The sequence below is a fragment of the Paenibacillus sp. JDR-2 genome, from assembly GCF_000023585.1.
In the GTDB taxonomy this organism is placed as follows: domain Bacteria; phylum Bacillota; class Bacilli; order Paenibacillales; family Paenibacillaceae; genus Pristimantibacillus.
This window is the reverse complement of sequence record NC_012914.1, coordinates 2,758,854-2,784,487: the sequence shown is the minus strand read 5'-3', so window position 1 is coordinate 2,784,487 and position 25,634 is coordinate 2,758,854. Positions and strand designations below refer to the sequence as shown.

Here is a 25,634-nt window from a genome sequence, read left to right as displayed (position 1 = left end):
GGGGCGTTGAATGTATAGATGATGACAAATAAGATTGCGAACAAAATAAAGAATAGACCTAAGGCGCATGATAACGATACTATCTTCTGCGCTTAGCTGCGGTAAACAAGCCTTCTATTCTCAACTGTCCTGCACTCGTCTCTGCTTAACTCATCTCAACTCAACTAAAAGCCTGCTACCTCTTTTGAAACGGATGCGCCATCCTGTGATGACGGTCCATGTTTCCTCTAAAACCTGTCTCTTAACTTGCTACTCTTCTCTTGCCTAACTATTGTTAAGTCTCAATATACTACCGATTAGACCTCGCGTCAATCAGGATTTTGACAAATCCGGACGAAGCACGCGCGCTCCTCCAAGATAGACATGGTTAATCTCGGCTTGGGTTTTGTCCGTATTCAGATGGATCATAAAACGGACACAGCGCTCAAGGCTGCCTTTCACCGGCACTTCAAGCGCGCACATTAATGGAACAAGATCCCAGCCGCCCATTTGACGGATCGCAATTGCCGGGAATGTAGCGTCCAAGTCTTGCGTAACGGTAATAAACACGCTTGCAATATCATCCGGTACGATATCGTTTTGTTTCACAACTTCCTGCAGCAGCTCAAGCGTTGCCTGCAAAATAGGCTCTTTTTCATTTACGTCGACGGTAATGGCACCGCGAATCCCTCTAACTGTCATCCCTTTTACGCCTCCAGTTTCAATTGCTCAACGATGTACCGTACCCATGCGGACTGTACATCCTTCTTGATTTCCACCTTGCCGATCTCGGTTGGCACTACAAATACCATCGTGCTCTCGCTGAATTTCTTGTCATGCATCATCGCATCCATAATGGCATCTACGTCAAAATGCGCCGGAAGCTTTACCGGAAGGCCTACCTTGGACAATACGCGCTTCGTGGTCGTATAAACCTCTTCAGGCGCGCCGTAGCGCAATCCCAGTCTCGCCGAGCCAATCATGCCAATGGAGATTGCTTCCCCATGCAAAAGCTCGCCATAGCCGGCTACCGCTTCCAGCGCGTGGCCGATCGTATGGCCAAGGTTCAGAATCGCGCGCAGGTCATTCTCGCGCTCATCTTGAGATACAACGGCTGCCTTTACGCTGCAGCCTTTATAAAGGGCATATCCAAGCGCATCCGGTTCAAGCGCAAGCAAACGGTCTGCATTTTCTTCGCACCATGTCGTAAATTCCGCATCCCAGATTAACCCGTGCTTCACAACTTCCGACAAGCCCGCGCTTACTTCCCTCGGAGGCAGCGACTGCAGCGTGTTTAGATCATAAAGCACCATCTCAGGCTGATGGAAAGCGCCAATAATGTTTTTGGCAAGCGGATGGTTAACCGCAACCTTGCCGCCAACACTGGAGTCATGCGCCAGGATCGTCGTTGGGATTTGCACAAACTTCACGCCGCGCATGTAGGATGCCGCGACAAATCCGGCAAGATCCCCAACTACACCGCCGCCCAAAGCTACAATCGTTGATTTCCGGTCGAGTCCGGCTTCAAGCGCTTTTGTCACGAGGCTTTCCAGCATGGAGAGCGATTTGGAGCTTTCGCCAGCAGGGACAACCGCACTAGCTACTGTAAAACCGGCTTCACGAAGAGTACCTTCGAGCGGCTCGAGATAATGAGGGGCAACACGTTCATCCGTAATGATAAGAAGCGGAGATTTCAAGCTAATCTGATGCTTTTTGAAATACGCTGCCGCTTCCTGCAAAAGACCTTCACCGATATAAATGGGATAAGAGCGTTCGCCTAGCTCAACTTTCAGTTCGCGCATGATCTGTACCATCCTAACTGTTCATATTCCGGGCTTGTTATGTAAACATCTTTGCTCATTATAGTACAGGCTTCAGGCTTTGACAAGAAATGCGGAAGCGCTTAGTTACGCAAAAAGGCGGATGCCAAAGCCATTTCTGGCTCTAACATCCGCCTTTCGGGCGGCTATGGAAAAGCGTTAGCTGTTCACAAAGCGCTTGTTTGTTTCCCAGTCTGCCTTCACTGCCATCTGACTTAACAGATTAGGCAGCTGACGGCTGTCGAGACCAAGAATCTGAGCGCATTCTTGAATGGATATGATCCCGCTTCGGTAAGCGTGAATCACTTGTCGCTTGTCCATCTTCATCCTCCAATAAAAGTTCGGTTGTCTTTAGTATTGGAGCGGATGGAAATCGGTATACATTAGCCGGTAATTCTTCTGTAGAAAAAGGTATCGGCCGACTCAAACCCATATTGAGAAGGGGAGAAAATCTGCTCCGTGCTTCCGACGAACAGGAGTCCTCCGGGCCGAAGCGCGCTTGCGAATTTTTGATACAATAAGTGCTTGGCTTCTTCCGTGAAATAAATCATGACATTCCTGCAGACGATGAGGTCAAAGGATTGATCAAATGAATCGTAAAGCAGATTCTGCTGTTTAAACGTAATTGCGTTCTTGAGCTTATCCGACACCGCGTGCATCCCGTGATCCGGCTGGAAATACTTCTGCCTGTAGGCAGCCGGGACATCCCGCAAAGAACGCTCCAAATACTGCCCTTCTTTCGCTTTTTCCAGTACAACGGAATCCAGGTCAGTCGCCAGTAAGGACGTTTTAGGAAGCGCGTTAAGTTCTGACAGAATCATCGCGATCGTGTACGGCTCTTCTCCCGTCGAACAAGCGGCACTCCATACCTTGAGCCTCTCCCCCCGCTGGAGCATTTCCGGCAGGAAGCGGCTTTGCAGCACTTCCCACCGGTTCGGGTTTCTCCAGAATTCGGATACGTTAATGGTCATGCGGTCCAAAAATTCATTCAGCAGGCTCCGGTCCTGTTCAATAGCTTTCCAATAAGCCTCAAACGTATCGTATCCGTGCTTCTGGCGAAGCGTCGTCAGACGACGCTTCATTTGGGCTTCTTTATACTGCGACAAATCGATATTGGTCTTAGTCTTCATTCTTTGGATAAAAAGATCGAAATCCAGATCCTCCGACATGGACGCCTCCTGTTGTAACTACAGCGTTATGTATGGCTTAGATCCAACGCTGAACGGTATGTTCGTATTCCACCAGCTGCTCAGGCGAGAAGAAATTCGCGATTTCCCTTGCCGCGCTTTCCGGAGAATCCGATCCATGAATCAAATTCAAATTCGTATGTACGGCAAAATCCGAACGAATAGTGCCTGGCAGCGCGTCTACCGCATCCGTCTTGCCAATCATGGCACGCGTGAGAGCGATAACGTTATCTCCCTGCCATACCATGGCAAAGACTGGGCCGGCTGTAACAAAGTTCAGCAGCGGCTCGTAAAAGGGCTTGCCATGGTGTTCGGCATAATGGGTTTCTGCAAGTTCTCTGCTTATCGCCATAAATTTGGCGGCAACCAGCTTCAGGCCTTTGCGTTCGAACCGCGATACAATCTCACCGATGAGGCCGCGTTGCACGCCATCCGGTTTAATCATCAAAAATGTTCTTTCCATACGCTACCTCCTTAAAAGAATTGTGGAGCAGTTCTTGCTTCGTAAGCATCTGCTTTAAAGAATTGTGGAGCAATTCTTGCTTCGTAAGCATCTGCTTTAAAGAATTGTGGAGCAACTCTTGCTTCGTAAGCATCTGCTTAAAAGAATTGTGGAGCAATTCTTGCTTCGTAAGCATCTCCTTAAAAGAATTGTGGAGCAGTAAGAATGCATTCCCTAATAGTTACGCTTTCCTACAAAATGCGCAATGTCAATCAGATTCTTCTTCGCCCCGATACTCGGTAATCCTTCTAAAGCGGCCAAAGCTTTTTTGATGTAATCATTTGCAAGCTGATCAGCCAGCTGAATGCCTTTGCTGCTCTTGATCAGCGAAATGGCCGGTTTGGTATCAACATTCCCGTTATGCTCACGGATAATCCGGATTTGTTCCAGCAAAGGTTCACGCACCTTGTCATCCTTCAAGGCGAGAATGACGGGCAGCGTAATGTTTCCTTGCCGGATATCCGAACCCGGAGGCTTGCCGATCTGCTTCTCCGTGCCGAACAAATCCAGCATATCATCACGGATCTGGAAGGTCATTCCGACATTATAACCGTAACGGTACAGCCGGTTAAGCGTAGCCCTGTCCGCCCCTGCCGCAGCAGCGCCAAGCTGACAGCTGATTGCGATCAGCAGTGCCGTTTTGCGGCGAATGCGCAGCAAATAATCGCGGATCGTTTGTTCGGTATTAAAGAAATAACGGATTTGCTCCATCTCTCCGATGCTCATCTGCACAAGAGATTTCGAGAGCATCTGATGAATAAACGGATCATCCAGCTCTGTTACTATCGTGAGCGCCCTGCCGAAAATATAATCGCCCGTGTACATGGCAATCCGATTATCCCATTTGGATTTGACGGTTAGCTGACCGCGCCGCGTTGATGCATCGTCAATAACATCGTCATGCACCAGGGAAGACATATGGATGAGTTCAAGCGGCACGGCTACTTTCGTCAGTTTATCAAGGTCGTATTGGCCGAACTTGCCCGCTAGAAGCACAAATACGGGGCGCAGCCGTTTCCCCCCTGCCTTCAGCAGGTGAAGAGACGTCTCGCTAAGCAGCTCATCGCCGAACGATATGCTTCGTTCCAGCTCTTGCTCGATTCGGGACATATCGCCTTTTAACTTTGCAAAAATGTCTAATAGTTTCATACTTTCACCTGTTCGGCAGAGATTCTTCTTTATAAAAATGCAGGTTCACGTCGTGATCGAGCAAGCCAAGCTCACTTGCATACCGGAAATACAACGTAAGGCCTTCCTGCTGCTTTGGTCCAAAGTCGTAATTAAGGCAAGTGAAGTACATTTGCCAATAATCCGGATCGCCGCCAAGCTGCTCCATTGCCTTCTGGATAAGCGGCTTAAGATCGCCTACGCTTTTCTCCTTGCTGGCCGTAAATGCCTGGAACAATCGCTCGAAAGCCTCCGGTGACTGTTCCACCGCTTCCTTGCGCGCCGCTACAACGGCGTAAGTCATTGCCAGCCCCGTCCATTGATTCCACACTTCACCAAGATCAATGACGGTCAAGCCTTTGTTTTCCCAAGACTCCCGGATAGCAGGATCGCCGATCAGAAGAGCGCCATCGGCCCACTCCAGCATCCGGTCAAGATCCGGCTCAGCCGACTCGTATGCCGGATCAAGCTCGTAATACTTTTTCATTAATATTTTCAGCAGGTTAACCGACGTTGCCGACGTTGTTGTAACAGCAATTCGCTCCGGAGAAGATTGCTCGATCGGTTGTTTAAGGAACAGCAGGATTGAGTTTACTTTTCCCTCCGACCCTACCGATAAATGCGGCAACAGGACATAATCCTTATCGTTCATACCGTAAGCAAAGGAAGATACAGCCGAAACTTGTATCTCCCCTTCGCGCAGCAACCGGTTCAGTTCAGCCGGTACCTTCAGCACAATATCGATGCCGGCTTGCTCGGTATAGTCCTCTAAATAGTGAAAAAGCGGCCATGCATTTGCATAATCAATCCGGCCGACGCGAAGCGGATGATTCAGTCTTCCCGTCATGTAAGGTCATCTCCCCATCTTCTGAATAATTGATGCTCGATCGACATGCTATCGAGCACTTTACCGACAAGGAAATTAATCATTTCATCCATCGATTGCGGTTTATAATAAAAGGCCGGCATAGCCGGAATGATTCTTACCCCAAGCCGGGCAAGCGTAAGCATGTTCTCCAAATGTATCGCATGAAGCGGAGTCTCGCGCGGAACGATAATGAGCTTGCGCCCTTCCTTCAGCATGACATCCGCCGCACGCGTCAGCAGATCGTCCGAAATCCCTCGAGCCATCGAGGCGAGAGACCCCATCGAGCAAGGCACAATCGCCATGCCTTCAACCTGGAAGGAGCCGCTTGCGATGCTTGCGCCGATATCGGCATTCGGATGGAATACCAGCCGGCCAGCCGTTACGGCTTCACCGAACCGCTGCTCCAGCGCAGCCTGACGGCGCGATGTATCCCAGCCAAGTTCTTCTTTCAATACCCGCCAGCCCGCTTCCGTCACGACGACATGAACGACGTAATTCGCTTGAAGTAATTCTTCAATCAACCGGATTCCGTAAATCGCCCCGCTAGCTCCGGTGATCCCGACTACCCAGCGTTTAGGTCTTGTTGCACCGCTAAATTCTACCATTGGTGCACCACCAGCAGATCAAACATCGCAAATACAAACAATACAACGCTGAGGGTTCCGTTCATGCCGAAGAAGGCAATTTGCACGCGGGACAGATCATTCGGCCGTACCAGCCAGTGTTGATAGAAGAGCATCAGAATCGATGCGATTGTGCCAATCAGGTACACCCAGCTCAGTTCGGTCATCCAGAACAAAGCGAAGAAACCGATTGCCGTAACAACATGGAAGCCCCTAGCGATCCACAAAGCCCCTCTGAGGCCAAAACGCGCGGGAATCGAATGAAGGCCGTTATCGCGGTCATATTCGTAATCCTGCGTAGCGTACACAATATCAAAGCCTGCGATCCAGAGGGCAACGGTAAAATACAGCACCCATGCCGAGGCATTCAGCGAGCCCGTTACCGCAACCCAGCCCCCAAGCGGAGACAAACCGATTGTAAGGCCAAGGAACACGTGGCAGAGCCAGGTGATTCTTTTCATATAAGAATACAGAACCAGCATCACAACCGCAATCGGCATCAGCTTCATCGCAATGGGATCCAAGTTTGCCGCCGCAATAAACAACAGGGCGAAGGAGACGATAATAAATAAGATGACTTCAATCGATTTCAATAGGCCTGCAGGCAATGCCCGCTGCGCCGTTCTTGGGTTAGCCTTGTCAATTGCTTTGTCAATGACCCGATTTAGGCTCATGGCCGCGCTGCGGGCACCAACCATCGCAAGTGCAATCCAGCCAATCTCGCCCCAGGAAGGCAAACGCTTCTCTACCGCTAAAGTACCAAGAACAGCGCCCATAAAGGCGAATGGAAGAGCAAATACGGAATGTTCAAATTTTATCATTTCCAAAATAATGCGTAGTTTGCGAATCATTGCTGCGATTTCTCCTTTGTACCGATGTGAAGTGCCGCGATTCCGCCAGTAAGCGGATAGGCTTGTACTTCACGAAGCCCGGCTTGCCGGAATAACTCGGATAACTGGTTGGCGTCGGGGAACAGCTTCAGGGAATCCGGAAGCCACTTGTATTCGTCAAAGCGCTTCGCCACCCATTTGCCGATTGTCGGCAGCATCCGTTCAAAGTATAAGTAATACATTCCCTTGAACGGCTGCCACAACGGCTTCGACAACTCGAGGCATACTACCTTGCCGCCCGGCTTCACGACCCGTTCCATTTCCTTCAGCACCTGCAGGTAATCCGGAACGTTGCGAAGTCCAAAGCCGATCGTAACAAAGTCGAAGGAGTTATCGGCAAAAGGCAGCTCCATCGCATTGCCCTGTATAAGCGTAATCTGCTTATTCAACCCTTCGCCGTTCACCTTAACGGAACCAACGTCCAGCATGTTCTGGCTGAAGTCGAGCCCCGTAACCTGACCGGTACCGCTTGCTTTCGCAAGAGCTATCGTCCAGTCGCAAGTACCGCAGCACAAATCCAGCGCTGTCTGACCTTGCTGTACGCTCATCTTGCGCATCGTAAATTTCCGCCAAGCCTTATGTCTGCGGAAGCTGAGCAGATCGTTCATCATATCGTATTTAGGCGCTATATTCTCGAACAGCGCATGCACATGTTCTTTCGAGCCGGAGCCTGAACTTGATTCAGAGCTTGTGTTTGCATTCATCTGTCATATCCCTCGCTTCGTTACGCCCTGGTGTGGGCTGCCATCTTCTCCAGGAAGGAATCCGCCAATTCCTGAAGCACTTTCTTCAGCTGGTCGGACTCCAGCTTTGCTGCCGTACTGCGAAGACTGTCTGCTGCGGCTTTCAGCTTCGAGACCAGGCTGCTTTGAAGCTCGTATTTGCCCCGCAGGTCGTAAATAAAGGAATGCTCCGTCTTCCGGGACAGACTTTGCTGTTCTTCCGGCGTGCCTTCCTGCATGACATGCCAATAAGCCCAGCTTTGATAAAACCGGGATGGTGAATCAAAACGATTCATTTCATCCAACACCGTCTCGCAACGGCTCACATCCTCCAGCATCTCCGGCCAAAGCTTCACGAACGCACCTTCCATCATGCCGCTGAACAGTTGGAACATCTCGCTCTTCAGCTCCGTCAGCTTGTTCAAATACTCTTCGGCCTTCAATTGCGATTGCTGCATCTTTGTATAAAGATCCATTTTCAATCGGTTTACTTCGCATACCGCAGCGCTGATCTTGGATACCATGCTGATCTGCCCGGCTTGAGATAACAGCTGATAAAAACGGCTGCTGAAATAATCGCCGGCCAGCACCTTCAGCTGCCTCGACCTCATCTCGTTTTCTGATCGCCGAGTCTCTTCCGTGTCTATCAGATCATGCGTATCCATCCCCAGCTGTACCAACGATACAACCAGCGAATAGAGCTCGCTCCTAGGCTCCAGGGTTTCATGCTCGCTTAATACGGCATGAAGCAGCCTTAACCTCGGGTCGGGGAAAGCAGGCAGCTCGGTGTAAGTTTGAATCATGTCATACTCGACATACTTGGATGCGAGTTCATTGATACGATAAGGTTTCATGGGGTAAGCCTCCGAACAGATATTGCCGCTAAATAATCTAAACTATTATAGCACAACTTTAGGTCATGAGCATACGAAACAAGCTTCCAAGGTTAAATTGTTCATTATTTAGCTACAACTCCGTTAGGAAGATGGAAGGGGTGCGGTAGAATAGGTATCAATTGGTCCCAGCTTCTCTTCAAGCAAGGAGGTGTAAGCAATTCTCAGACGCTTCCTCCACAGCTCATCATGCAGCGGATCGGCGTCGCTTAATTCGTTAAAGTTCTCTCCAAGCCATATGTCCGTCCTCCTGACATCAGCCGCAAACAGCAGCTGGCCGTCAGATTTGGAGTCGACATAGCGGATCAGCAGCCGGTTCACATTTTCCATCTGGGTGAACGACAGTCTGATCAGCTTCTCCATATCCTTATACCAACGCTCAGCCTGCTTCTCATCGTCAGCGCGCATTTCAACGGTCAGCACCGCCTGGGTCCACTGCACCTTGCCTACCCTTCCAGTCAGCTGCAGGCCAACAATGGCATCAACCAGATTACTGCTTGTCAGTCTTTTCATCTCGGAGGGATGAAAGACGGCCACCTCGCCCCTACCCCTATCCGGACCAATTCCGGAATGAGGCATTAGACCAATCACCGCCGTTACCGCAAGCGCCGCGCCTAGTGCCGTCAAATAGGCCTTTCGCATAGAATCCCTCCGATCCTGGTAAACGTTTCAAAAATCCCTTATATCCCATTTTACAACCGAAGATGCCAAGCTATGCACAAAAAAACTCCCTGCACGCATATTCTGCGTGAGGGAGTTTGTCCGAACAATCATTTTACTGGTCTGTATCCATGGTACCGTGCTTGGTCATGACGGAAGCTTTGCCGCGGATTTTGACTGCCGATGTATGATCCGTAAATTGAACTATCAAGATTTCATTCTTGTCCAGCTTCTCCGTATGATGGAACTTGGTATCCTGACCACGCGTGAGGCCGATCACCTGAACGCCTTGATCCTTCGCTTTGATAACGATGTAATCGCCTTGATTCGGCTCCATCTTAACCCTCCTAAAAAGAATTGTCACACAATTGGCTGCCTTTCAGCCGATTGTGATAATTCTTACTTCGTAAGCATTCGCTGTGCAGCACTCTGGGCTGCTCTAGCATCCTATTGCTGGGCTCGATTATACTATAGACCGGCTCGGACATGCAAGACTTGCCAGCACGGCCAAAAACGAAAGCGCCCGAACGCGTAGGCGTTCGGGCGCTATACAAAAGCAATTAATTGGAAACGAGGTCTTTAAGAGATTTACCAGGCTTGAATGCAGGCATTTTGCTTGCAGCGATATCAATCTCTTCGCCTGTTTGCGGATTGCGTCCTTTACGGGCTTGGCGTTCGCGAACTTCAAAGTTACCGAAGCCAACCAGTTGTACTTTGTCTCCGCTTTGAAGGGCATCGGAGATTGCTTCGAATACAGCGTCAACCGCTTTCGTCGCATCCTTCTTCGACAGATCGGACAATTCAGCCACTTTGTTAATCAAATCGGTTTTGTTCATTTGTTTCACCTCCCCTAAAGGCAAATGAAGAGTCATCTTATCCCTCTTATTTACTGAAAACTTGAAAAATATACCTCGACCTCAAACAAACTTATAGTAATACAGCCGATTTCCAATTTCAAGTAGCCTAAAGAGGTTACGCGTACTTTCATCAATTTTTCATTTTATCCGCTTCGTCTTCTTGACAAATGAATGAAGGTAACGGCAAGCGCAAGCACAAGGACTACCCCCTTGACAATGTCGTTGGCATAGTACTGCACCTTCATCATCGTCATGCCGTTCAGAAGCACGCCGATCAGGATCGCGCCAAAGAACGTACCGATTACGTTAGGACGGCCCGCGCCAAGCACGGAATAACCGATAAAGACAGCGGCTACCGATTCCATCATCATTGGAGCGCCGGCATCGATCTGGCCTGTTCCGACGCGTGCCGCATACAGAATACCGCCAATGGCCGCAAAAATACCGGATGCGACGTAAGCAAACGTACGGATACGGCGCACTCGAACGCCTGACAGTCGCGCTGCTTCTTCGTTGCCGCCAGTTGTGTACATCTGACGTCCCCAGCGAGTGTATTTAAAGAACAGGTGAACCGCAATAACGGCAATAATCATCAGCACAACCGGTACCGGGATGCCAAGCAGCTTGCCTTGTCCAAGCCATAGGAATGACTCGCTGAACTTGCCCGGTGCCGTAGACCCGTCAGGCATAGGCATATTGTTATAGATCGAATAGCCTTTTGTATAGGTCTTATGAATACCGCCAACGATGTACATAACCGCCAACGTCGCCAGCATGTCCGGAATCCGGATTTTGACGATTAGGAGCGCGTTCAGCAAACCTACCAAAGCGCCAATCAACAGAGCCACAATGATAACAACAACAACCGGCTGCTCGTACCAGACCATGAAGGCCGCCGTGACAACCGTCGTTAACGATACGGTAGAGCCTACCGACAAGTCGAAGCCGTCTACCGTCAGAGAGAAGGTTACGCCAATCGCAACAAAGGTAGTAATCGAAATAGACCGCAAAATATCCGACAAATTCGCATACGTAAAGAAATGCTCATCCCACATTGAGAAGAATAGGATGACTAAGGCAATAACAAGTAATGATCCGAATTTAAAAATGAAATCTAGTGACTTCTCTCTCATGCCTGCTCCTCCTTGCCGCCGCTTGCATAAAGCATCAGCAGCTCTTGCGTGGCTTCACCCCGGCCAAATTCCTTCACAAGTGCACCGTCGCACATGACGAGAATCCGGTCGGCGATACCCATCGCTTCCGCAAATTCACATGTTAAGTAAACAATTGCCTTCCCCTGCTCGGCAAGCGATCCGATAATCCGGAAAATATCGCTTTTTGCGCCGATATCCACGCCTTTCGTCGGCTCATCGAACAAATAAACTTCCGCACCGGTTGGAAGCCATTTACCGATGGATACCTTCTGTTGGTTACCACCGCTAAGCTGACCGGTTTTCTGATTGGGAGAAGAGGTCTTGATCCCCAGCTTCCCGATAATCGCGGCTGCGTTGTTCGACTCTTTCTTCCCTGACAGGAAACCGCTTCTCGTCAGCAGCTTCAGAATCGGCAGGCTTAAGTTGTTCTGAACCGATTCTCCTACAAGGATACCCTGCTTCCGCCGCTCCTCGGGCACAAGCACAATGCCGCCGGCAATGGCATCCGCCGGTTCGCTGTTGTTAACCGCTTTTTTCGCGATGGTCACATTACCCTTTTCTGCCTTGTCGGCGCCAAACAAAACTCTAGACAGCTCGGTTTTGCCAGCTCCGACAAGACCAACGATGGCAACAACTTCACCGCTGCGGGCATTAAAGCTTACATTGCGGACATGATGGCCACGAGTTACGCCGGACACCTCAAGCAGCGGGGCACCAATCGGAACCTCCGTTTTCGGGAATTCTTCCTCGAATACTCGGCCCAGCATAGCTTGCACAACGTCATCAATCGTCAACGAAGAAGTAGACTCGGTCAACACCCGCTCACCGTCACGCATAACCGTAATGCGGTCGCAGAGCTGGAACACTTCCGGAAGACGGTGGGAAATAAATACGATTCCGATCCCTTCTTCTTTGAGCTGCCCGATAACACGGAATAACCGCTCCGCTTCTTCAAGGCTCAGCGGTGCGGTCGGTTCGTCAAAAATAACGTATTTTGCTTTCTCCGTCAGCAGTCTGGCAATAAGCACAAGCTGCTTCTCGGCGAGCGTCAGCTCCCCTGCCTTCTTCTTGACAGGTATCGACGCGCCAAGCCGCGCCAGTGTTGCTTCCGCCTGCTTCTCCAGCTTGCGCCAGTTCAGCCACAGGCTGCTGCCTTTGCTGGAAATACTGTCAAGCATAACATTCTCCGCCACGCTCAGCTGCGGCACAAGAGCCGTGTCAACTTCCTGATAAACACAATGGATGCCCAATTGTTTGGCATCCCCAGGTGAACCAATATGAACTTGCCGCCCGTCGATTGTAATCGTGCCTTCGTCTTGGCTGTAAGCACCGGATAAAATTTTCATCAAGGTACTCTTGCCGGCGCCGTTGGCACCCAGCAGCGCATGAACCTCGCCGCTTAGCAGGTTAAATTCGACGTCGCGGAGGGCGGGGACGCCGGAAAAAGCTTTCCGGATCCCCTTCATTTGCAATTGCTTTGCAACACTCATGTTGTGCACCTCTCCAGCTAAAAAGAATTGCGACCTCTAGATTACTTCGAACCTTCCAGTTCTTTCATCCAGTCTTCATAGTTTTGCGTGCTGCTACCCCAGCCATTGATATATTGGGACAGCTGAGTTGTGCTTACTTTCTCGGCTGGCAGCTCGTCGCGGCTTACGTATACAGCGTTAAGCACGGTAATCGGGTCGTTAGCCTCGCCTTTAAACTCTTTGTACAGGGTGCGAACTTGAACGCGGCCGATATCTTTCGGATCTACGGCAGCCGAAGCAATCCAAGGGCTGTTCTTGTCTTGAATCATTTGAAGATCTTCGTCGCTCATGTCGATACCGTAAACTTTGATTTCAGTACGGCCTGCTTGTTGGATTGCGCGTGCAGCGCCTTTTGCGAACTCGTCCCAAGCTGCCCATACAGCCGTGATGTCGCCTTTGTTCGGATATTGTTTCAGAATCGCTTCCATTTGCGCTTGCGTGTCCATTGCCGGGTTGTTAGCGTTGCCGAATGCAGCGATTTCTTTGATGTCAGGATACTTCTCTTGGAATGCTTTGTAAGCCACTTGGCGGCGTTCCATTGGAGCAAAGCCAGCTACCCACACTTTAACGATGTTGCCTTTGCCGCCAGCGTCTTTAGCAAGCTGCTCAAGCGTAAGGTTTGCCATCGATTGGTCATCCTGTTGAAGAAGAGGTACGCCGTCTACTTTTACGTCTGCGTCGAATACGACAACTTTGATGCCTTTTTCTTTTGCTTTTTTGATTCCTTGTTCCAATGCGCCAGCTTGTCCATGGTCGATCAGAATACCGTCGAAGCCTTGGTTAACAGCTGCGTCAAGGTTGGAAGACATTTTAGCCAGGTCATTATCGGAAGCGAAAACTTGAACAGAGCCGCCGAACTTCTCAACTTGCTCTTTCACGCCTTCAACGTATTGCGAAGAAAAAGTGCCTGTGTTGAACTGCATAACGAGTGCTACTTTCTTACCTTTCAGTGCGTCAAGCTCGCTGTTGCCCGATGCTGCAGGCGCTTCCGATGCGTTAGCCGCTGTATTGCCGCTAGCTTCGGAATTAGCAGAGTTGTTGTTCTTGCTGTTACCGCATGCCGATGCAATGACAAGAACGATTGCAACAAGCAGCGTTAACGAAAGTTTACCCCATTTTTTCATGTTCTTCTCTCCCTTTTTATCTAACCAAAATGATAGATGAAATGATCTATTTGTAATCATATCATTTTTACCAAGTATGTCAATCGGAATTTAAGTATTACTATCACAATATGGGAATATCTCGACAAACACGAACGAAAATGTCGAAAAAGATCGAAACGTTCAACAATTGCCATTATATTAACCACAACGGATAATTGCAATGAATAATTTGTTACAGCAACAGCAAAACGCCTCGCAACGCAAAAAGAACGGCTGATCCGGCGTCAAACCGGTTCAACCGTTCTCCTAATCTAGCTTTACAGAATGATGGCAATGAGTCCTCCGGAACCTTCGTTAATAATTCTTCCGAGGGTCTCCTGCAGCTTGTAGCGCGCATTGTCCGGCATCATGGCGATTTTGCCTTGGATGCCTTCGCGAACTAAGGAATGGAGCGATCTTCCGAAAATGTCGGACTCCCAGATCTTGATCGGATCTGCCTCGAAGTCCTGCATTAAGTAACGGACCAGCTCCTCGGTCTGCTTCTCGGAGCCGATAATCGGAGCGAATTCGGATTCAACGTCAACGCGGATCATATGGATCGAAGGCGCAGTCGCTTTCAGCCTTACGCCAAAGCGGGAGCCCTGACGGATGAGTTCCGGCTCATCCAGAGCCATCTCTGCAAGCGTAGGTGCCGCAATCCCGTAGCCTGTAGCCTTAACCATTTCGAGCGCTTCCGCGAACCTGTCGTATTCCCGCTTCGCATGCGAGAACTCCTGCATCAGCTGAAGCAGATGATCCTTGCCGCGGATTTCAACTCCGACCACTTCCATCAGGATGCGGTCATACAGTTCATCCGGTGCGAAGAGATCGATTTCCGCTACGCCTTGGCCCATGTTCATGCCGCTGAGGCCGGCTCTGGCAATGAAATCATAGTCGGAGAATTGCGAGACAACGCGATCGACGTCTCTCAGTCTGCGAATATCTTTTACAGTATCGCGTACGGAATTTTCGTAATTGCTGCGCAGCCAGTGGTTCTCGTTAAGCACCATTACCCAGCTTGGCAGATTAACGTTGACTTCGTGAACCGGGAACTCGTAGAGCACTTCGCGCAGGACGGACATAACTTCTTCTTCGCCCATTGTCGCGACGCTCATCGTAATTACCGGAATATCGTATTTGGCCTGCAGCTCTCCGCGAAGCTGGATCGCTTCATCGCCGCGAGGACGAGTGGAGTTGATAATAAGGACGAACGGTTTGCCGACTTCCTTCAGTTCGGCGATCACGCGCTCCTCGGCTTCTACATAGGATGCTCGCGGGATTTCGGCTATGGAGCCGTCCGTTGTCACCACGACACCAAGAGTCGAATGCTCTTGAATCACTTTTCTGGTGCCGATCTCCGCCGCCTCTTGGAACGGGATCGGTTCGTCGAACCAAGGCGTAGTAATCATGCGAGGGCCGTTCTCATCCTCATAACCTTTCGCCCCTTCAACGGCGTAACCAACGCAGTCCACAAGCCTGATGTTTACATCAAGTCCTTCACTGACGCGTAATTGTACCGCTTGATTCGGTACAAACTTCGGTTCAGTTGTCATGATCGTTTTACCCGCGGCGCTTTGAGGAAGTTCATCAACGGCTCTCACACGCTCGGCTTCGCTTGCAATATTCGGAAGCACAACCGTTTCCATAAACCGCTTAATAAACGTTGATTTGCCCGTACGGACAGCCCCTACGACCCCGAGGTAAATATCCCCGCCGGTACGTTCGGCTATATCCTTGAAAATGTCTACTTTCTCCACTGAATATCCCCTCCCAATTGATTTTCCGGTTCGCCGCCTTCCACCGGACTCAGAGGGCAGGCCAGCGACGCAACTCGTACAGCTTGTTGGACTAGTAATATCATATTGTCCTAGCCTACCGAATATTCCGATTCCTTTCACAATTTTTCCCTTAAGTCAGTCACGCTCTTGCCCTTCCAAGATTGAGTTATATGAAGATGTAAAGATTTCTATACCAAAAAATCCTCACTACCGGTCCGTATAGGAAGGTAATGAGGATTCGTGTTTTCCGCTTATTTGCCTTGATCCGAAACGGCCTGCGGTTCTTTATTCACCCAGTGATAGACAGGCGCTTTGACCGGTACAAACATACCCGAATCAACCAGAACGGTTCGTAGATCGGTGTCTGCCGCAATATCCGTCTCGCCTTTCTTCTGCATCGCCTGCATGATGTCTATCCCGTAATCCGTATATACGCGGCCGGACTCGTCCATAATTGCCGCCAGCGTCTGGAAGGTATAATCGCTATGCAGCTCCGGTTCTTTTTTGTTCACCGCTTTATAATCGATATAAGAATATCCCGGATAAGCGGGCTCGCCTTTAGGCAGCTGGTTATCGTGGTTCTTCTTATAATCGTTCACCCAGCTTTGAATATCGTTGATCTGCTGATAGGTAACCAGATTCATCAGCTTGATCTGCGGCTTTGTCTCTTCGTTAATAATCAGAAAATAATAATTGCCGCCATTCTCGAAAGCTGCGGTTGGTATCGAACTCAGATATCCCTTGTTCTTCAACTGCGTAAAATCAACCTGGAACTTTTCATAGACCGGTGTATCCCCGCTGCTGTTTTTCATAGGCAGCATCCCGGTCTCTGACTGGTATTGATCAATAGCTGCCTGCACATTCCTGACGGCTTCCTTTGGTGCGGCCTGATTTTGCTTAAGCTCGCTCTTCGGATACATGCAGCCGCTTAACGACAGCACGGTCACGATCAAAATAGTAAGCATTGCCAAACGGCCAGAAGCTCCAGGCAATGGATTTCTCTTTTTTACCCGCATCAATTGCTGCTCCTCCTCGTTCTACCACAACTCGTCTTTTTCCTCCGCCTGCTTCGCCAGAAGCTTCTGAACAGCGGCACGGAGCGGATCAAGCGGCACGTCCACTTGAACGACGCCTCTTACCTTTGCCTGACAAGCAAGCCTGTATCCCTCTTGTTCCAGACCGGCAAGCTTCCGCTTCTCCTCATCCGCGATAGGCATCAGGTCGCTCTCCGGACGTATTTTCACCTTGCACATAAAGCAAGCGGCATTTCCCCCGCAGCGTGTCTGAATGAGCACACCGGCCCTTCTCGCCGCCGTGAGAATGGGGGTTCCCGGCTTTACTTCTATCGTAGTGCCAGAGGGCCAGAACGTAATCCTTCCGCTCATTTGGCAGCACCTGCCTGCTTGCCGGAGAGTCGCTGATTCATTTGCTTCCTGGCCTCTATCGTAAACACATTCCGCTGTTCAAGGAGCAATCGCGCCGCCTCATGCCGGGATTCTTCTTTAATGTAATGATCCACGATCATTTGCAGCCGGTCTTCACGTTGTCTCAATCTGTTGAACCAGAGCTCATGCGCAAGCGGAACAACCGGAACATGCTGCTCCTCTTGCCCATTCCTAACAACAAATTGCTCCGAATACGGTTTCAGCAATTTACGGACTTCCGTAATATAACGCGAGCGTTCCGCACGGACGACAAAGCCGCCTACCAGTTCTACCGGAACGCCTTCAATGACAAAATGACTGAGGATGGACCTGTAATTACCGCATTCGCTCAGCTCTTTCGTATCGGAAGCATACGGCTTCAACCGCTCGTAGATGAGATCATAATCTTCATCGTCGGCATACAAGTCAATATCATTCGGTTTATCCTGTAGCGGCAAACCGCGCAGCATCAGGCCTGCGCTTCCGCCAAGAACCCAATCTGCATGAGCACCCTCGAGCAGCCGGACGATGGCAGCAAGAGCGTTCTCTATGGTTATATCTTTGTTCATAACTGCACATCCTCTCCAGCGTTTTGGCTAGAAATACGGCTTGTTTATGGCTTTTACCGGGATCTCTCTGTTCTTTACGACTGCTTGGCAGGCAAGCCGGTAACCGTCTTCAAATTCCTCCGGCTCCATCCGGTCCCATTCGGCATCCGTAATTCCTTCAAGGGCTTCAGCCCCATCTTCAATCAAACAGCGGCATCTCGCGCAGGTCCCGCGGGTACAATTGGAAGACCAATCTACTTTCGCTTTTAACGCGTGCCTTAGAAGCGTTGCCCCCACCTCAGGCTCAACCACCGCCGTTTTCGTTCTCCCCTTCAATTCAATCATGCGATTATGTTTCCTTTCGCGTTGTCAATATGTATGGTCATTCTGTTAGACAATGGCAATCAGCCCGCATAGAAAACCAAATACAAGCAGAATAAAGGAAACAAAGGATAACGTAAACTTGATAATTCCTTTGGTCTTTAACCGGGCAAACGTAATGATAACGGCGGCAATCGCCATAAGTCCGATTCCGATTAAAGATACCCACATCTTCGTCATTGGATCCATGAACTAATCTACTCCCTAGTTGATAACGGTAATAAATGCAACACTCATTATAACATCAAGCTCAAAAAAGGACAAAAAAAGCCAAAAAATCTGCTTTTTGAAAGCAGATTTTTTGGCTTTAACATTACTTAATCATCATTTTGATCAACGATTCGATACCGCCTATGCTCATGCCGCTAGCCTTCACGGCCTTTACAATATCGTTCATCGTTTTGTCCGATACCGGAACCTTTGCCATATCCGATACATTCTTGATCAGCTTCCGGAGCTCCTCTTCGTTTTTCATCGTGGAAGCCGAAACGCCGTTAGCCAATTTTTTAACCGCATTCTCGGAAATGTTTTTGCCGGTTTTCTTATTTATTGCGTTAAGAACATCTTTGGAAAGATCTTTAGCCACTTCTTTCCCCTCCTTCAATGTCGCTGCTTTGACCATATAAGCATTAGCCTTGCAACATCATATGAGAAGGAGAAATCATTGGTATAGGCGCATGTCTTAACTTAACTGTTCAATTTCGTGCGTCTTTAAGCGGCCCATCAAATTCTCGACCGCAGACTTTGGCGAATTGTTCGCAAACAGTACGCTGTACAACTCTGCCGTAATCGGCATTTGTACATCATACTGCTTCGCAAGCTCGTTGGCTGCCCGGGTCGTTCTTACGCCTTCGACGACCATGCCCATCCGCTCCAGAACTTCATCGAGCGGCGTGCCGTCCGCCAGCATCGAGCCTGCGCGCCAGTTCCGGCTGTGTTGACTCGTACAAGTTACGACCAGGTCACCGACACCCGCAAGACCTGCAAAGGTCAGCGGGTTAGCGCCCATTGCCGTTCCAAGCCGGCTGATCTCGGCCAGACCCCGGGTGAGCAGGGCTGCTTTTGCGTTATCGCCAAAGCCAAGGCCGTCTGACAAGCCTGCTCCAAGCGCGATGATATTTTTAATCGCGCCAGCCACTTCCACACCAACCACATCCGGGTTCGTGTATACGCGGAAATATGTACTCATAAAAGCGTCCTGCGCCTGCTCCGCCGCGTCCATATCCGCGGAAGCAACCACTACGGTTGTTGGTTGCTTGCGGATTACCTCTTCGGCATGGCTTGGACCTGACAACACGACAATCTTGTCGGCGGGACGATTCAGCTCCTCCGATAAAACGGTTGTCATACGCTTTAATGTATCTGCTTCAAAGCCTTTTGTCGCATGAACGACCAAAGCCTCTTCCGCCAAATAAGGAGCGGCTTGCTTCGCAACCGCCCTCATTGCCGACGAAGGGGCAACAAATAAAGCCAGCTCCACATCTCTAAGAGCTTCCTGCATGTCCGTTGTCGCATGAAGCGACGCCGGCAGAGCAACGCCAGGCAAATACTTCTCATTCTTATGATTGGCGTTCATCTGGTCCGCATGCTCGGCAGACCGTGTCCACAGCTGTACATCGTAACCATTGCCGGCCAGTACAGCGGCAAGCGCGGTTCCCCAGCTGCCTGCCACCAATACCGCCGCACGCCCTTTACGTTCCGACTTTACTTGCGACATCCTTCCGATCACGACCCTTTCTTAGCACCAAGCTTGTTCTCTGTTCCTTGCAGCAGCTTAACAATATTCGTACGATGCCGTACAAACGCGAATACGCATAGAATGAGACTGACCGTTAGAACGGGAGCGGAATAGAAAAAAATCGAAATAAGTACGGGAGTCAAAGCCGCGAAAATGAGCGATCCAAGCGATACATAACGGGTAATGGCAATAACGATAATCGTAACTACCCCTGCGATAATAGCCGGTACAAAGGCAAGCGCAGCAATTGCGCCAATCGTAGTCGCAATTCCTTTGCCGCCTTTGAAGTTGAAATAGATCGGCCAGTTATGTCCCATGATCGCCGCAAGACCGCATAACGCAGGCGTCCAGTCAACCCCGTCCAATCCGAGCCAGCGACCGATAAATACCGCGGCAATCCCTTTACCAAAATCAAGCACGAAGCAAAGCAGGCCCGGCCCTTTTCCAAGGACGCGGATTGTATTGGTAGCACCTGCATTGCCGCTGCCATGTTCCCGGATGTCTATGCCCTTCACCAGTCTGGCGATTACGATGCTAAACGATACCGAGCCGAGCAAGTAACTCAGAACAACCGCGATTACAGCGTATATCAAGCTTCTTCTCCCCTAATCTTCATCCGATTTCTTTCTTGTGAACAAACGGACAGGCGTTCCTTCAAAATCAAATGCCGCACGGATCTTGTTCTCGAGATATCGCTCGTACGAGAAGTGCATCATCTCCGGATTGTTAACGAAGATAACGATGGTAGGCGGCTTGGTTGCCACTTGGGTCACATAATTGATTTTGAGACGCTTGCCTTTATCCGTCGGAGGCGGGTTATAAGCAACTGCATCAGACACAACATCATTAAGCAGATGAGTCTGAATCCGCATGGCATGCTGTTCCGATACATGGTTCACGACAGGCAGCAGCTTGTGCAAGCGCTGTTTTGTCTTCGCAGACAAAAAGACGATTGGCGCATACGTCATGAACAGGAAGTGATCGCGGATATTTTGCGTGAATTCCTGCATGGTCTTGTCATCCTTGTCGACAACATCCCATTTATTCACGACAAAGATTGAAGCCTTGCCCGCTTCATGCGCATAACCGGCGATATGTTTATCCTGTTCGATGATGCCTTCCTCGCCGTTAATCAGAACGAGTACAACATCGGCACGCTCGATTGCTTTCAACGCGCGCATCACGCTGTATTTCTCCGTAGACTCATAGACCTTGCCGCGTTTACGCATGCCGGCCGTGTCGATCAACACATACTTCTGTCCATCGCGCTCGAACGGCGTATCAATCGCATCGCGGGTTGTTCCTGCAACGTTGCTGACGATAACACGTTCTTCCCCAAGCAGCGCGTTAACAAGCGACGATTTGCCTACGTTCGGGCGTCCGATCAAGGCTACGCGAATGACATCGTCATCATAGCCGTCATCCTCAAGCTCCGGAAGCTTTTCAATCGCCGCATCCAGCATATCGCCGATTCCGAGGCCATGCGAGCCGGATACCGCAATCGGGGTACCGAAGCCCAAGCCGTAAAATTCATAAATTTCGTCCATCCGGTTCAGGTTGTCCACTTTGTTGACCGCGAGAACTACCGGCTTGTGGGAACGGAACAGCATTTGTGCCACTTCGTCATCCGCATGCGTAACGCCTGTTTTCGCGTCGCACATAAAGATAATGACATCCGCTTCCTCAATTGCAAGCTCTGCTTGCATACGGACGGATTTCATAATTTCATCTTCGCCATCGATTTCAATACCGCCTGTATCTACGATGCTGAATGCTTTACCATTCCATTCTCCTGGGCTATAAAGACGGTCCCGGGTTACGCCCGGTTTATCTTCAACAATTGCCAGTCGATCGCCAACCACCCGGTTAAAAATGGTGGATTTGCCCACATTCGGGCGACCAACTATTGCAATAACGGGTCTTGCCATAGGTCAATGCTCACTCCTTCAGAAATACTCACGACTATCATCATAGCAAAAAACAACGTTCTTGGCTAACTTTTCATCTTTTTAATGATGGTTTACAATGACAATCGTGCCGTTTTTCAAGTCGTGCGCGCTGGCATCCAATATTTTTTCGAGCAGGAAGGCGGTCTGCTGCATCGCTTTCTCATCCGGTTCAATAAAAATAGGCGCGCCACCGCCAACCTTCTCATGCTGGGTGGATACAACCGCAATGATCTTAGCCATTGTTCGGAGCCTCCTTATTAACGGAAGCTTCCGTAGGCATGCGGACGGCTGACTCCAGAATCGGCACCTTGTTAATGATTTGCAGCGCTTTGGACATGTCTCTCTCCTGCGGCAGGAAAAATACGGCTAACCGTCCATCCTTCATATCCAGCTTAGCCATAGGAATAAGCGCCGGCTCTCCGTCATCCCGGTATACGCCAAGAATCGTGGACAAATCGTACAGGATCGCCTGTCTTTGGCCCAGGTTGCCGATCGTTACTTTTCCATTCGGATTATAGGGAGTCAGAATAAAGCCCATTCCACGCTCCTTGATGATCTCCTGATTCGATTGCAGACCAACGTTCATGATGTAGATGTCGCCGACGAACAGATCCGGACCGTCTACGCGAACCTCAGCTCCTTCGGTACGGCAAATGTGGGATATCGCCTTGCCCGATTTAAGGTACCGTACAAAGAGCAATGACAGAATCCCGCCTGCAAAGCCCAAATAAACGTTCCAGACGATGGAGAACAAGCTAGTCACCAATGCCGTCATGATAACAAGGTAGTTTCGTCCTTCAAAGACCATAGCAATGCCTTCAATGTAAGTGGAGCCCCGGCTGACAAGCTCCAGTTCGTCGATCTTGGTCAAGGTCTCTCTTTCCATCTTCCTCACATCACGGAATTGCTGGGCGGCAAGAGACAGGAAGGTGATCGCCGTATAGTCCTTGTTATAAAGCGCGGGAACGGCAACTGCTCCAAGCGCAGCGGCAATTACGCCAAGCGAAATATGGATAATCCGTCCGTGGGGGTAAGTCGGATACTGCCTGTAATCGGTAGTCAGCATTAGAAGCCGTGATACAATGCCAAATACAATTCCGAGCAATACGCCTAATAGCATTTTGTGCTCTACAAGATAAGCATTCATTCGGGTGAGCTCCCTCCTTTATTCCGCCAGGGAATGGCTATAAATCGTGTAACGCCGGTGCGCACGAGCAGGAACAGCAGGCTGATCAAGCGCGCGGCGACGAATGCAATCCATATGCTGTCCCACCACTGCAGCGAACCGACTGAAGCCTCGTAAACACCATGCTGCAGCAAGGCATGAACAAGCTCTGCTGCAGCGCCGGCATACAGCAGTACGGTTAATTGATGCTGCCCCTTCGACGAGAAGGCCGCTGCCAGCACGCCGGCTACAACGGGACCGTCAAGCAGCGGATCAAGCCAGAAAAACACAGGGTCAACGCTGTACATCTTTCTCAAGCTCCCCCAGATCATGCCGGCCAGTAGAGCACAGATAAGAAGATACCCGCGGGAATCCCATACAAGCGGTCCGCGCATCGCAAGAAGGCTGATCAGCATAAGCAGGACCGTGCCCGCAAAAACATGAAGCTGAATGGTTCCAAGCCGGAAGGTTTCTTGTATTGGCTGAAGTGCCGCGCATACGGCAAATGCAATAAAGAGCCATCTTTTATGCTTTATCGTCAATCCGACAAAATCCGACCAGCCTGTTGTAATTAAGATAAAAGCCATTAGCATAATCCAGATTGAAATATATCCGGCATTCACCAGCAAAATCACCTCTCGTTGACCTATTATGCTCCAAATAAAAGGGGCTATTCCCGTTTTTTACAATTCCGGAATAGAAAAAGAGGCTGTTCCTGATTAGGTACCTAATCAGGAACAGCCTCCGTATTACATCGAAATTAAATTATTTCAATTTGCTCAGCTTATCGCCGAAACGCTCAGCCAGCGAGTAGCTCATGCTGGAGCTGTTCAAGCTGACATTCGGGTTGTTGCCCAAATCTTCAGGCTTAACCTGAGGAGTACGCTCACGTTGAGGTCTGCCCGCTTTAGGAGCTTGCTCAGCAGCAGGCTGCTCGGGAGCTTCTTCTGTTTCTTTGATGCTCAGGCTTACGCGTTTTTCCGCAGGGTTGAAATCAAGCACTTTCGCTTGCACTTCTTGGCCCTCTTTCAATACTTCGAAAGGAGTTGCGATGTGACGGTGAGCGATTTGAGAGATGTGCACAAGGCCTTCAACGCCTGGAGCGATTTCAACAAATGCGCCGAAAGTAACAAGGCGGCGAACCGTACCCGTTACAATGTCGCCAACGTTGAATTGGCCGGCAGCGGATTCCCAAGGGCCCGGTTGAGCTGCTTTGATGCTCAGGCTGATTTTGCCTGCTGCAGGATCAACTTTAAGTACTTTAACCGTAACCTGTTGGCCTTCGGATACAACATCCTTCGGATGAGCAACATGCTGCCAGGACAGCTCGGATACGTGAACCAGACCATCGATGCCGCCGATATCAACGAATGCGCCAAACGGTGTAAGGCGTTGTACAGTACCTTCCAGCTGTGCGCCAACTTGCAGGCCGGCAATGACATGTTGTTTGTTTTGCTCGAACTCAGCGTCCAGCACGTCTTTTGCCGACAGGATCACTTTATTGTTCTCGCGGTCGATTTCTTTCACTTTAACGCGGAGCGTACGGCCTTTGTAATCGCTGAAATCTTCAACGAAGTGACGCTCTACCATCGAAGCAGGAATGAAGCCGCGTACGCCAACGTCAGCCACGAGGCCGCCTTTTACAACGTCAGCAACTGCTACTTCGAATACCTCACCGCTTTCGAAGCGGCTTTGCAGACCGTCCCAAGCGCGCTCGCCGTCGATCAGGCGCTTAGACAAAACAAGCTTTTCTTTCTCGTCGTCGATGCTGACAACCTTCAGTTCAACCTCTTGGCCAACTTGAACGGCATCGTTTGCGTTATCCAGTTGCACAGCGGAAAGCTCGCGAACCGGAATGACACCGTCATATTTATATCCAAGGCTTACATAAGCTTGGTTATCATCGATTTTGATGATTGTACCTTTAACAGTATCGCCTTTTTTCAAGGACACAAAGTTGTCCATTGCTGCCTGGTCTTGAACATTGATTTCTTCTGACATGGAAATAACCTCCTCAATTCATACCCCAACTTTATTTAAATCCGCTTTCACGATGAAAAGCAGCATTTAAAACACCTGTTATTTGTTCTTCTCAATCATCTCATAAATGCGAGACATAATGGCATCCGTAATACGGTCCAGCTTATCCGGCGAGGATTCATTTATAATAGCAGAAATATCAACCGGTTTGCCGTAGAAAACTCTCATTTTACGGAAAAGCTTATAATGGCCCACTACCGCTACGGGAATAATTGCTGCACCGCTGCGGTAAGCAATCATCGCTGCGCCTTTCTTTGCTGCGGCTCCGTCGCTGTTGCGCGTGCCCTCCGGGAAAATCCCCATCACTTTTCCTTCGCCAAGAAGGTTAAGCGCGGAGCGGATCGCATCCTTGCCGACTCCCCTTTTTACGGGAAATGCGCCCCAAGCCCGGATCAAAGGACCGAATACCGGAATTTTGAACAACTCGGCTTTGGCCATATAATGAACCATGCGCGGCACTCTGATGCCGACAGCAGGCGGATCAAGCAGGCTGATATGGTTCGAGCACAGGATTACGGATCCTTCCTTCGGGATATTCTCCAATCCTCGGACTTCAAGGCGGAACAATAATCCGTACAGGACATTAAACACTGCTTTAAAAATGCCATATAACAT

Annotated in this window: 32 protein-coding genes; all 32 read right to left on the bottom strand. The window is 49.9% G+C overall.

Features of this window, described 5'->3' with window-relative positions; all coding sequences use genetic code 11:
- Positions 1-312 precede the first annotated feature (312 nt).
- The 32 genes from aroH to PJDR2_RS12125 all read right to left on the bottom strand — a co-directional run bounded on the left by aroH (position 313) and on the right by PJDR2_RS12125 (position 25,634).
- Positions 313-681, bottom strand: coding sequence for a chorismate mutase (aroH, locus tag PJDR2_RS12280; RefSeq protein WP_015844015.1), 369 nt, complete (start codon positions 679-681; stop codon positions 313-315).
- 5 nt (positions 682-686) lie between these two features.
- The gene (gene aroB, locus PJDR2_RS12275) at positions 687-1,781 is read right to left on the bottom strand and encodes a 3-dehydroquinate synthase (RefSeq protein WP_015844014.1); all 1,095 of its coding nucleotides are present in this window, start codon (positions 1,779-1,781) and stop codon (positions 687-689) included.
- Positions 1,782-1,958: 177 nt separating this feature from the next.
- Positions 1,959-2,120 (bottom strand): hypothetical protein, encoded by a 162-nt coding sequence (locus PJDR2_RS33145; protein WP_015844013.1) that lies wholly within the window; start codon positions 2,118-2,120, stop codon positions 1,959-1,961.
- A 62-nt stretch (positions 2,121-2,182) separates the two neighbouring features.
- The gene (locus tag PJDR2_RS12270) at positions 2,183-2,968 is read right to left on the bottom strand and encodes a CheR family methyltransferase (protein ID WP_015844012.1); all 786 of its coding nucleotides are present in this window, start codon (positions 2,966-2,968) and stop codon (positions 2,183-2,185) included.
- Between the two features lie 37 nt (positions 2,969-3,005).
- Positions 3,006-3,449: a nucleoside-diphosphate kinase gene (gene ndk / locus PJDR2_RS12265; protein WP_015844011.1), complete on the bottom strand. Its 444-nt coding sequence runs from the start codon at positions 3,447-3,449 to the stop codon at positions 3,006-3,008.
- A 213-nt stretch (positions 3,450-3,662) separates the two neighbouring features.
- On the bottom strand, positions 3,663-4,637 hold the full coding sequence (locus tag PJDR2_RS12255; RefSeq protein ID WP_015844010.1) for a polyprenyl synthetase family protein: 975 nt from the start codon (positions 4,635-4,637) through the stop codon (positions 3,663-3,665).
- 4 nt (positions 4,638-4,641) lie between these two features.
- The gene (locus PJDR2_RS12250) at positions 4,642-5,502 is read right to left on the bottom strand and encodes a menaquinone biosynthesis protein (RefSeq protein WP_015844009.1); all 861 of its coding nucleotides are present in this window, start codon (positions 5,500-5,502) and stop codon (positions 4,642-4,644) included.
- A complete protein-coding gene (locus PJDR2_RS12245) occupies positions 5,499-6,128 on the bottom strand; it encodes a UbiX family flavin prenyltransferase (protein ID WP_015844008.1) in 630 nt (209 codons plus the stop codon). Before PJDR2_RS12245 ends, PJDR2_RS12250 begins: the two co-directional genes overlap by 4 nt.
- Positions 6,122-6,997, bottom strand: coding sequence for a UbiA-like polyprenyltransferase (locus PJDR2_RS12240; protein ID WP_015844007.1), 876 nt, complete (start codon positions 6,995-6,997; stop codon positions 6,122-6,124). The genes PJDR2_RS12245 and PJDR2_RS12240 overlap by 7 nt, the downstream gene beginning before the upstream one ends.
- Positions 6,994-7,740, bottom strand: a complete 747-nt coding sequence (locus PJDR2_RS12235) for a demethylmenaquinone methyltransferase (protein ID WP_015844006.1) — start codon at positions 7,738-7,740, stop codon at positions 6,994-6,996. The genes PJDR2_RS12240 and PJDR2_RS12235 overlap by 4 nt, the downstream gene beginning before the upstream one ends.
- Before the next feature lie 20 nt (positions 7,741-7,760).
- Positions 7,761-8,612, bottom strand: a complete 852-nt coding sequence (locus PJDR2_RS12230; protein ID WP_015844005.1) for a heptaprenyl diphosphate synthase component 1 — start codon at positions 8,610-8,612, stop codon at positions 7,761-7,763.
- A gap of 123 nt (positions 8,613-8,735) precedes the next feature.
- Positions 8,736-9,293 carry a hypothetical protein gene (locus PJDR2_RS12225; RefSeq protein WP_015844004.1) on the bottom strand — a complete coding sequence of 186 codons (558 nt, stop codon included), beginning with the start codon at positions 9,291-9,293 and terminating at the stop codon, positions 8,736-8,738.
- 133 nt (positions 9,294-9,426) lie between these two features.
- Positions 9,427-9,648: a trp RNA-binding attenuation protein MtrB gene (gene mtrB / locus PJDR2_RS12220; protein WP_015844003.1), complete on the bottom strand. Its 222-nt coding sequence runs from the start codon at positions 9,646-9,648 to the stop codon at positions 9,427-9,429.
- A 223-nt stretch (positions 9,649-9,871) separates the two neighbouring features.
- Positions 9,872-10,147, bottom strand: a complete 276-nt coding sequence (locus tag PJDR2_RS12215) for an HU family DNA-binding protein (protein WP_127494178.1) — start codon at positions 10,145-10,147, stop codon at positions 9,872-9,874.
- Between the two features lie 164 nt (positions 10,148-10,311).
- Positions 10,312-11,301: an ABC transporter permease gene (locus PJDR2_RS12210; RefSeq protein WP_015844001.1), complete on the bottom strand. Its 990-nt coding sequence runs from the start codon at positions 11,299-11,301 to the stop codon at positions 10,312-10,314.
- Positions 11,298-12,812, bottom strand: coding sequence for a sugar ABC transporter ATP-binding protein (locus PJDR2_RS12205; RefSeq protein ID WP_015844000.1), 1,515 nt, complete (start codon positions 12,810-12,812; stop codon positions 11,298-11,300). Before PJDR2_RS12205 ends, PJDR2_RS12210 begins: the two co-directional genes overlap by 4 nt.
- Positions 12,813-12,853: 41 nt before the next feature.
- Positions 12,854-13,975: a sugar ABC transporter substrate-binding protein gene (locus PJDR2_RS12200; RefSeq protein WP_015843999.1), complete on the bottom strand. Its 1,122-nt coding sequence runs from the start codon at positions 13,973-13,975 to the stop codon at positions 12,854-12,856.
- 299 nt (positions 13,976-14,274) lie between these two features.
- Positions 14,275-15,753, bottom strand: a complete 1,479-nt coding sequence (gene spoIVA, locus PJDR2_RS12195; RefSeq protein WP_015843998.1) for a stage IV sporulation protein A — start codon at positions 15,751-15,753, stop codon at positions 14,275-14,277.
- Positions 15,754-16,025: 272 nt separating this feature from the next.
- The gene (locus PJDR2_RS12190) at positions 16,026-16,745 is read right to left on the bottom strand and encodes a DUF3939 domain-containing protein (protein WP_190276192.1); all 720 of its coding nucleotides are present in this window, start codon (positions 16,743-16,745) and stop codon (positions 16,026-16,028) included.
- A gap of 66 nt (positions 16,746-16,811) precedes the next feature.
- Positions 16,812-17,159 (bottom strand): 2Fe-2S iron-sulfur cluster-binding protein, encoded by a 348-nt coding sequence (locus PJDR2_RS12185; RefSeq protein ID WP_041613426.1) that lies wholly within the window; start codon positions 17,157-17,159, stop codon positions 16,812-16,814.
- Positions 17,156-17,767, bottom strand: coding sequence for a hypothetical protein (locus PJDR2_RS12180; protein ID WP_015843995.1), 612 nt, complete (start codon positions 17,765-17,767; stop codon positions 17,156-17,158). The genes PJDR2_RS12185 and PJDR2_RS12180 overlap by 4 nt, the downstream gene beginning before the upstream one ends.
- Before the next feature lie 27 nt (positions 17,768-17,794).
- Positions 17,795-18,091, bottom strand: a complete 297-nt coding sequence (locus tag PJDR2_RS12175; RefSeq protein ID WP_015843994.1) for a 2Fe-2S iron-sulfur cluster-binding protein — start codon at positions 18,089-18,091, stop codon at positions 17,795-17,797.
- Positions 18,092-18,136: 45 nt separating this feature from the next.
- On the bottom strand, positions 18,137-18,316 hold the full coding sequence (locus PJDR2_RS12170) for a DUF2768 family protein (RefSeq protein WP_015843993.1): 180 nt from the start codon (positions 18,314-18,316) through the stop codon (positions 18,137-18,139).
- 124 nt (positions 18,317-18,440) lie between these two features.
- The gene (locus PJDR2_RS12165) at positions 18,441-18,713 is read right to left on the bottom strand and encodes a stage VI sporulation protein F (protein ID WP_015843992.1); all 273 of its coding nucleotides are present in this window, start codon (positions 18,711-18,713) and stop codon (positions 18,441-18,443) included.
- Positions 18,714-18,809: 96 nt separating this feature from the next.
- Positions 18,810-19,844: an NAD(P)H-dependent glycerol-3-phosphate dehydrogenase gene (locus tag PJDR2_RS12160; protein ID WP_041613425.1), complete on the bottom strand. Its 1,035-nt coding sequence runs from the start codon at positions 19,842-19,844 to the stop codon at positions 18,810-18,812.
- Positions 19,845-19,852: 8 nt separating this feature from the next.
- Positions 19,853-20,458 carry a glycerol-3-phosphate 1-O-acyltransferase PlsY gene (plsY, locus tag PJDR2_RS12155; protein ID WP_015843990.1) on the bottom strand — a complete coding sequence of 202 codons (606 nt, stop codon included), beginning with the start codon at positions 20,456-20,458 and terminating at the stop codon, positions 19,853-19,855.
- Between the two features lie 12 nt (positions 20,459-20,470).
- Positions 20,471-21,793, bottom strand: a complete 1,323-nt coding sequence (gene der / locus PJDR2_RS12150) for a ribosome biogenesis GTPase Der (protein ID WP_015843989.1) — start codon at positions 21,791-21,793, stop codon at positions 20,471-20,473.
- A gap of 81 nt (positions 21,794-21,874) precedes the next feature.
- The gene (locus PJDR2_RS12145; RefSeq protein WP_015843988.1) at positions 21,875-22,054 is read right to left on the bottom strand and encodes a capping complex subunit for YIEGIA; all 180 of its coding nucleotides are present in this window, start codon (positions 22,052-22,054) and stop codon (positions 21,875-21,877) included.
- Positions 22,047-22,961, bottom strand: a complete 915-nt coding sequence (locus tag PJDR2_RS12140; protein WP_015843987.1) for a YIEGIA family protein — start codon at positions 22,959-22,961, stop codon at positions 22,047-22,049. Before PJDR2_RS12140 ends, PJDR2_RS12145 begins: the two co-directional genes overlap by 8 nt.
- A complete protein-coding gene (locus PJDR2_RS12135) occupies positions 22,958-23,566 on the bottom strand; it encodes a hypothetical protein (protein ID WP_150106474.1) in 609 nt (202 codons plus the stop codon). Before PJDR2_RS12135 ends, PJDR2_RS12140 begins: the two co-directional genes overlap by 4 nt.
- Before the next feature lie 178 nt (positions 23,567-23,744).
- Positions 23,745-24,980: a 30S ribosomal protein S1 gene (gene rpsA, locus PJDR2_RS12130; protein WP_015843985.1), complete on the bottom strand. Its 1,236-nt coding sequence runs from the start codon at positions 24,978-24,980 to the stop codon at positions 23,745-23,747.
- Between the two features lie 78 nt (positions 24,981-25,058).
- A complete protein-coding gene (locus tag PJDR2_RS12125) occupies positions 25,059-25,634 on the bottom strand; it encodes a lysophospholipid acyltransferase family protein (protein WP_015843984.1) in 576 nt (191 codons plus the stop codon).

What these genes read in the sequence shown, in the direction of transcription:
- aroH (WP_015844015.1), bottom strand. Translation starts at nt 681, where the DNA reads ATGACAGTTAGAGGGATTCGCGGTGCCATTACCGTCGACGTAAATGAA.
- aroB (WP_015844014.1), bottom strand. Translation starts at nt 1,781, where the DNA reads ATGCGCGAACTGAAAGTTGAGCTAGGCGAACGCTCTTATCCCATTTAT.
- PJDR2_RS33145 (WP_015844013.1), bottom strand. Translation starts at nt 2,120, where the DNA reads ATGGACAAGCGACAAGTGATTCACGCTTACCGAAGCGGGATCATATCC.
- PJDR2_RS12270 (WP_015844012.1), bottom strand. Translation starts at nt 2,968, where the DNA reads ATGTCGGAGGATCTGGATTTCGATCTTTTTATCCAAAGAATGAAGACT.
- ndk (WP_015844011.1), bottom strand. Translation starts at nt 3,449, where the DNA reads ATGGAAAGAACATTTTTGATGATTAAACCGGATGGCGTGCAACGCGGC.
- PJDR2_RS12255 (WP_015844010.1), bottom strand. Translation starts at nt 4,637, where the DNA reads ATGAAACTATTAGACATTTTTGCAAAGTTAAAAGGCGATATGTCCCGA.
- PJDR2_RS12250 (WP_015844009.1), bottom strand. Translation starts at nt 5,502, where the DNA reads ATGACGGGAAGACTGAATCATCCGCTTCGCGTCGGCCGGATTGATTAT.
- PJDR2_RS12245 (WP_015844008.1), bottom strand. Translation starts at nt 6,128, where the DNA reads ATGGTAGAATTTAGCGGTGCAACAAGACCTAAACGCTGGGTAGTCGGG.
- PJDR2_RS12240 (WP_015844007.1), bottom strand. Translation starts at nt 6,997, where the DNA reads ATGATTCGCAAACTACGCATTATTTTGGAAATGATAAAATTTGAACAT.
- PJDR2_RS12235 (WP_015844006.1), bottom strand. Translation starts at nt 7,740, where the DNA reads ATGAATGCAAACACAAGCTCTGAATCAAGTTCAGGCTCCGGCTCGAAA.
- PJDR2_RS12230 (WP_015844005.1), bottom strand. Translation starts at nt 8,612, where the DNA reads ATGAAACCTTATCGTATCAATGAACTCGCATCCAAGTATGTCGAGTAT.
- PJDR2_RS12225 (WP_015844004.1), bottom strand. Translation starts at nt 9,293, where the DNA reads ATGCGAAAGGCCTATTTGACGGCACTAGGCGCGGCGCTTGCGGTAACG.
- mtrB (WP_015844003.1), bottom strand. Translation starts at nt 9,648, where the DNA reads ATGGAGCCGAATCAAGGCGATTACATCGTTATCAAAGCGAAGGATCAA.
- PJDR2_RS12215 (WP_127494178.1), bottom strand. Translation starts at nt 10,147, where the DNA reads ATGAACAAAACCGATTTGATTAACAAAGTGGCTGAATTGTCCGATCTG.
- PJDR2_RS12210 (WP_015844001.1), bottom strand. Translation starts at nt 11,301, where the DNA reads ATGAGAGAGAAGTCACTAGATTTCATTTTTAAATTCGGATCATTACTT.
- PJDR2_RS12205 (WP_015844000.1), bottom strand. Translation starts at nt 12,812, where the DNA reads ATGAGTGTTGCAAAGCAATTGCAAATGAAGGGGATCCGGAAAGCTTTT.
- PJDR2_RS12200 (WP_015843999.1), bottom strand. Translation starts at nt 13,975, where the DNA reads ATGAAAAAATGGGGTAAACTTTCGTTAACGCTGCTTGTTGCAATCGTT.
- PJDR2_RS12185 (WP_041613426.1), bottom strand. Translation starts at nt 17,159, where the DNA reads ATGAGCGGAAGGATTACGTTCTGGCCCTCTGGCACTACGATAGAAGTA.
- PJDR2_RS12180 (WP_015843995.1), bottom strand. Translation starts at nt 17,767, where the DNA reads ATGAACAAAGATATAACCATAGAGAACGCTCTTGCTGCCATCGTCCGG.
- PJDR2_RS12175 (WP_015843994.1), bottom strand. Translation starts at nt 18,091, where the DNA reads ATGATTGAATTGAAGGGGAGAACGAAAACGGCGGTGGTTGAGCCTGAG.
- PJDR2_RS12170 (WP_015843993.1), bottom strand. Translation starts at nt 18,316, where the DNA reads ATGGATCCAATGACGAAGATGTGGGTATCTTTAATCGGAATCGGACTT.
- PJDR2_RS12160 (WP_041613425.1), bottom strand. Translation starts at nt 19,844, where the DNA reads ATGTCGCAAGTAAAGTCGGAACGTAAAGGGCGTGCGGCGGTATTGGTG.
- der (WP_015843989.1), bottom strand. Translation starts at nt 21,793, where the DNA reads ATGGCAAGACCCGTTATTGCAATAGTTGGTCGCCCGAATGTGGGCAAA.
- PJDR2_RS12145 (WP_015843988.1), bottom strand. Translation starts at nt 22,054, where the DNA reads ATGGCTAAGATCATTGCGGTTGTATCCACCCAGCATGAGAAGGTTGGC.
- PJDR2_RS12140 (WP_015843987.1), bottom strand. Translation starts at nt 22,961, where the DNA reads ATGAATGCTTATCTTGTAGAGCACAAAATGCTATTAGGCGTATTGCTC.
- PJDR2_RS12135 (WP_150106474.1), bottom strand. Translation starts at nt 23,566, where the DNA reads ATGGCTTTTATCTTAATTACAACAGGCTGGTCGGATTTTGTCGGATTG.
- rpsA (WP_015843985.1), bottom strand. Translation starts at nt 24,980, where the DNA reads ATGTCAGAAGAAATCAATGTTCAAGACCAGGCAGCAATGGACAACTTT.
- PJDR2_RS12125 (WP_015843984.1), bottom strand. Translation starts at nt 25,634, where the DNA reads ATGTTATATGGCATTTTTAAAGCAGTGTTTAATGTCCTGTACGGATTA.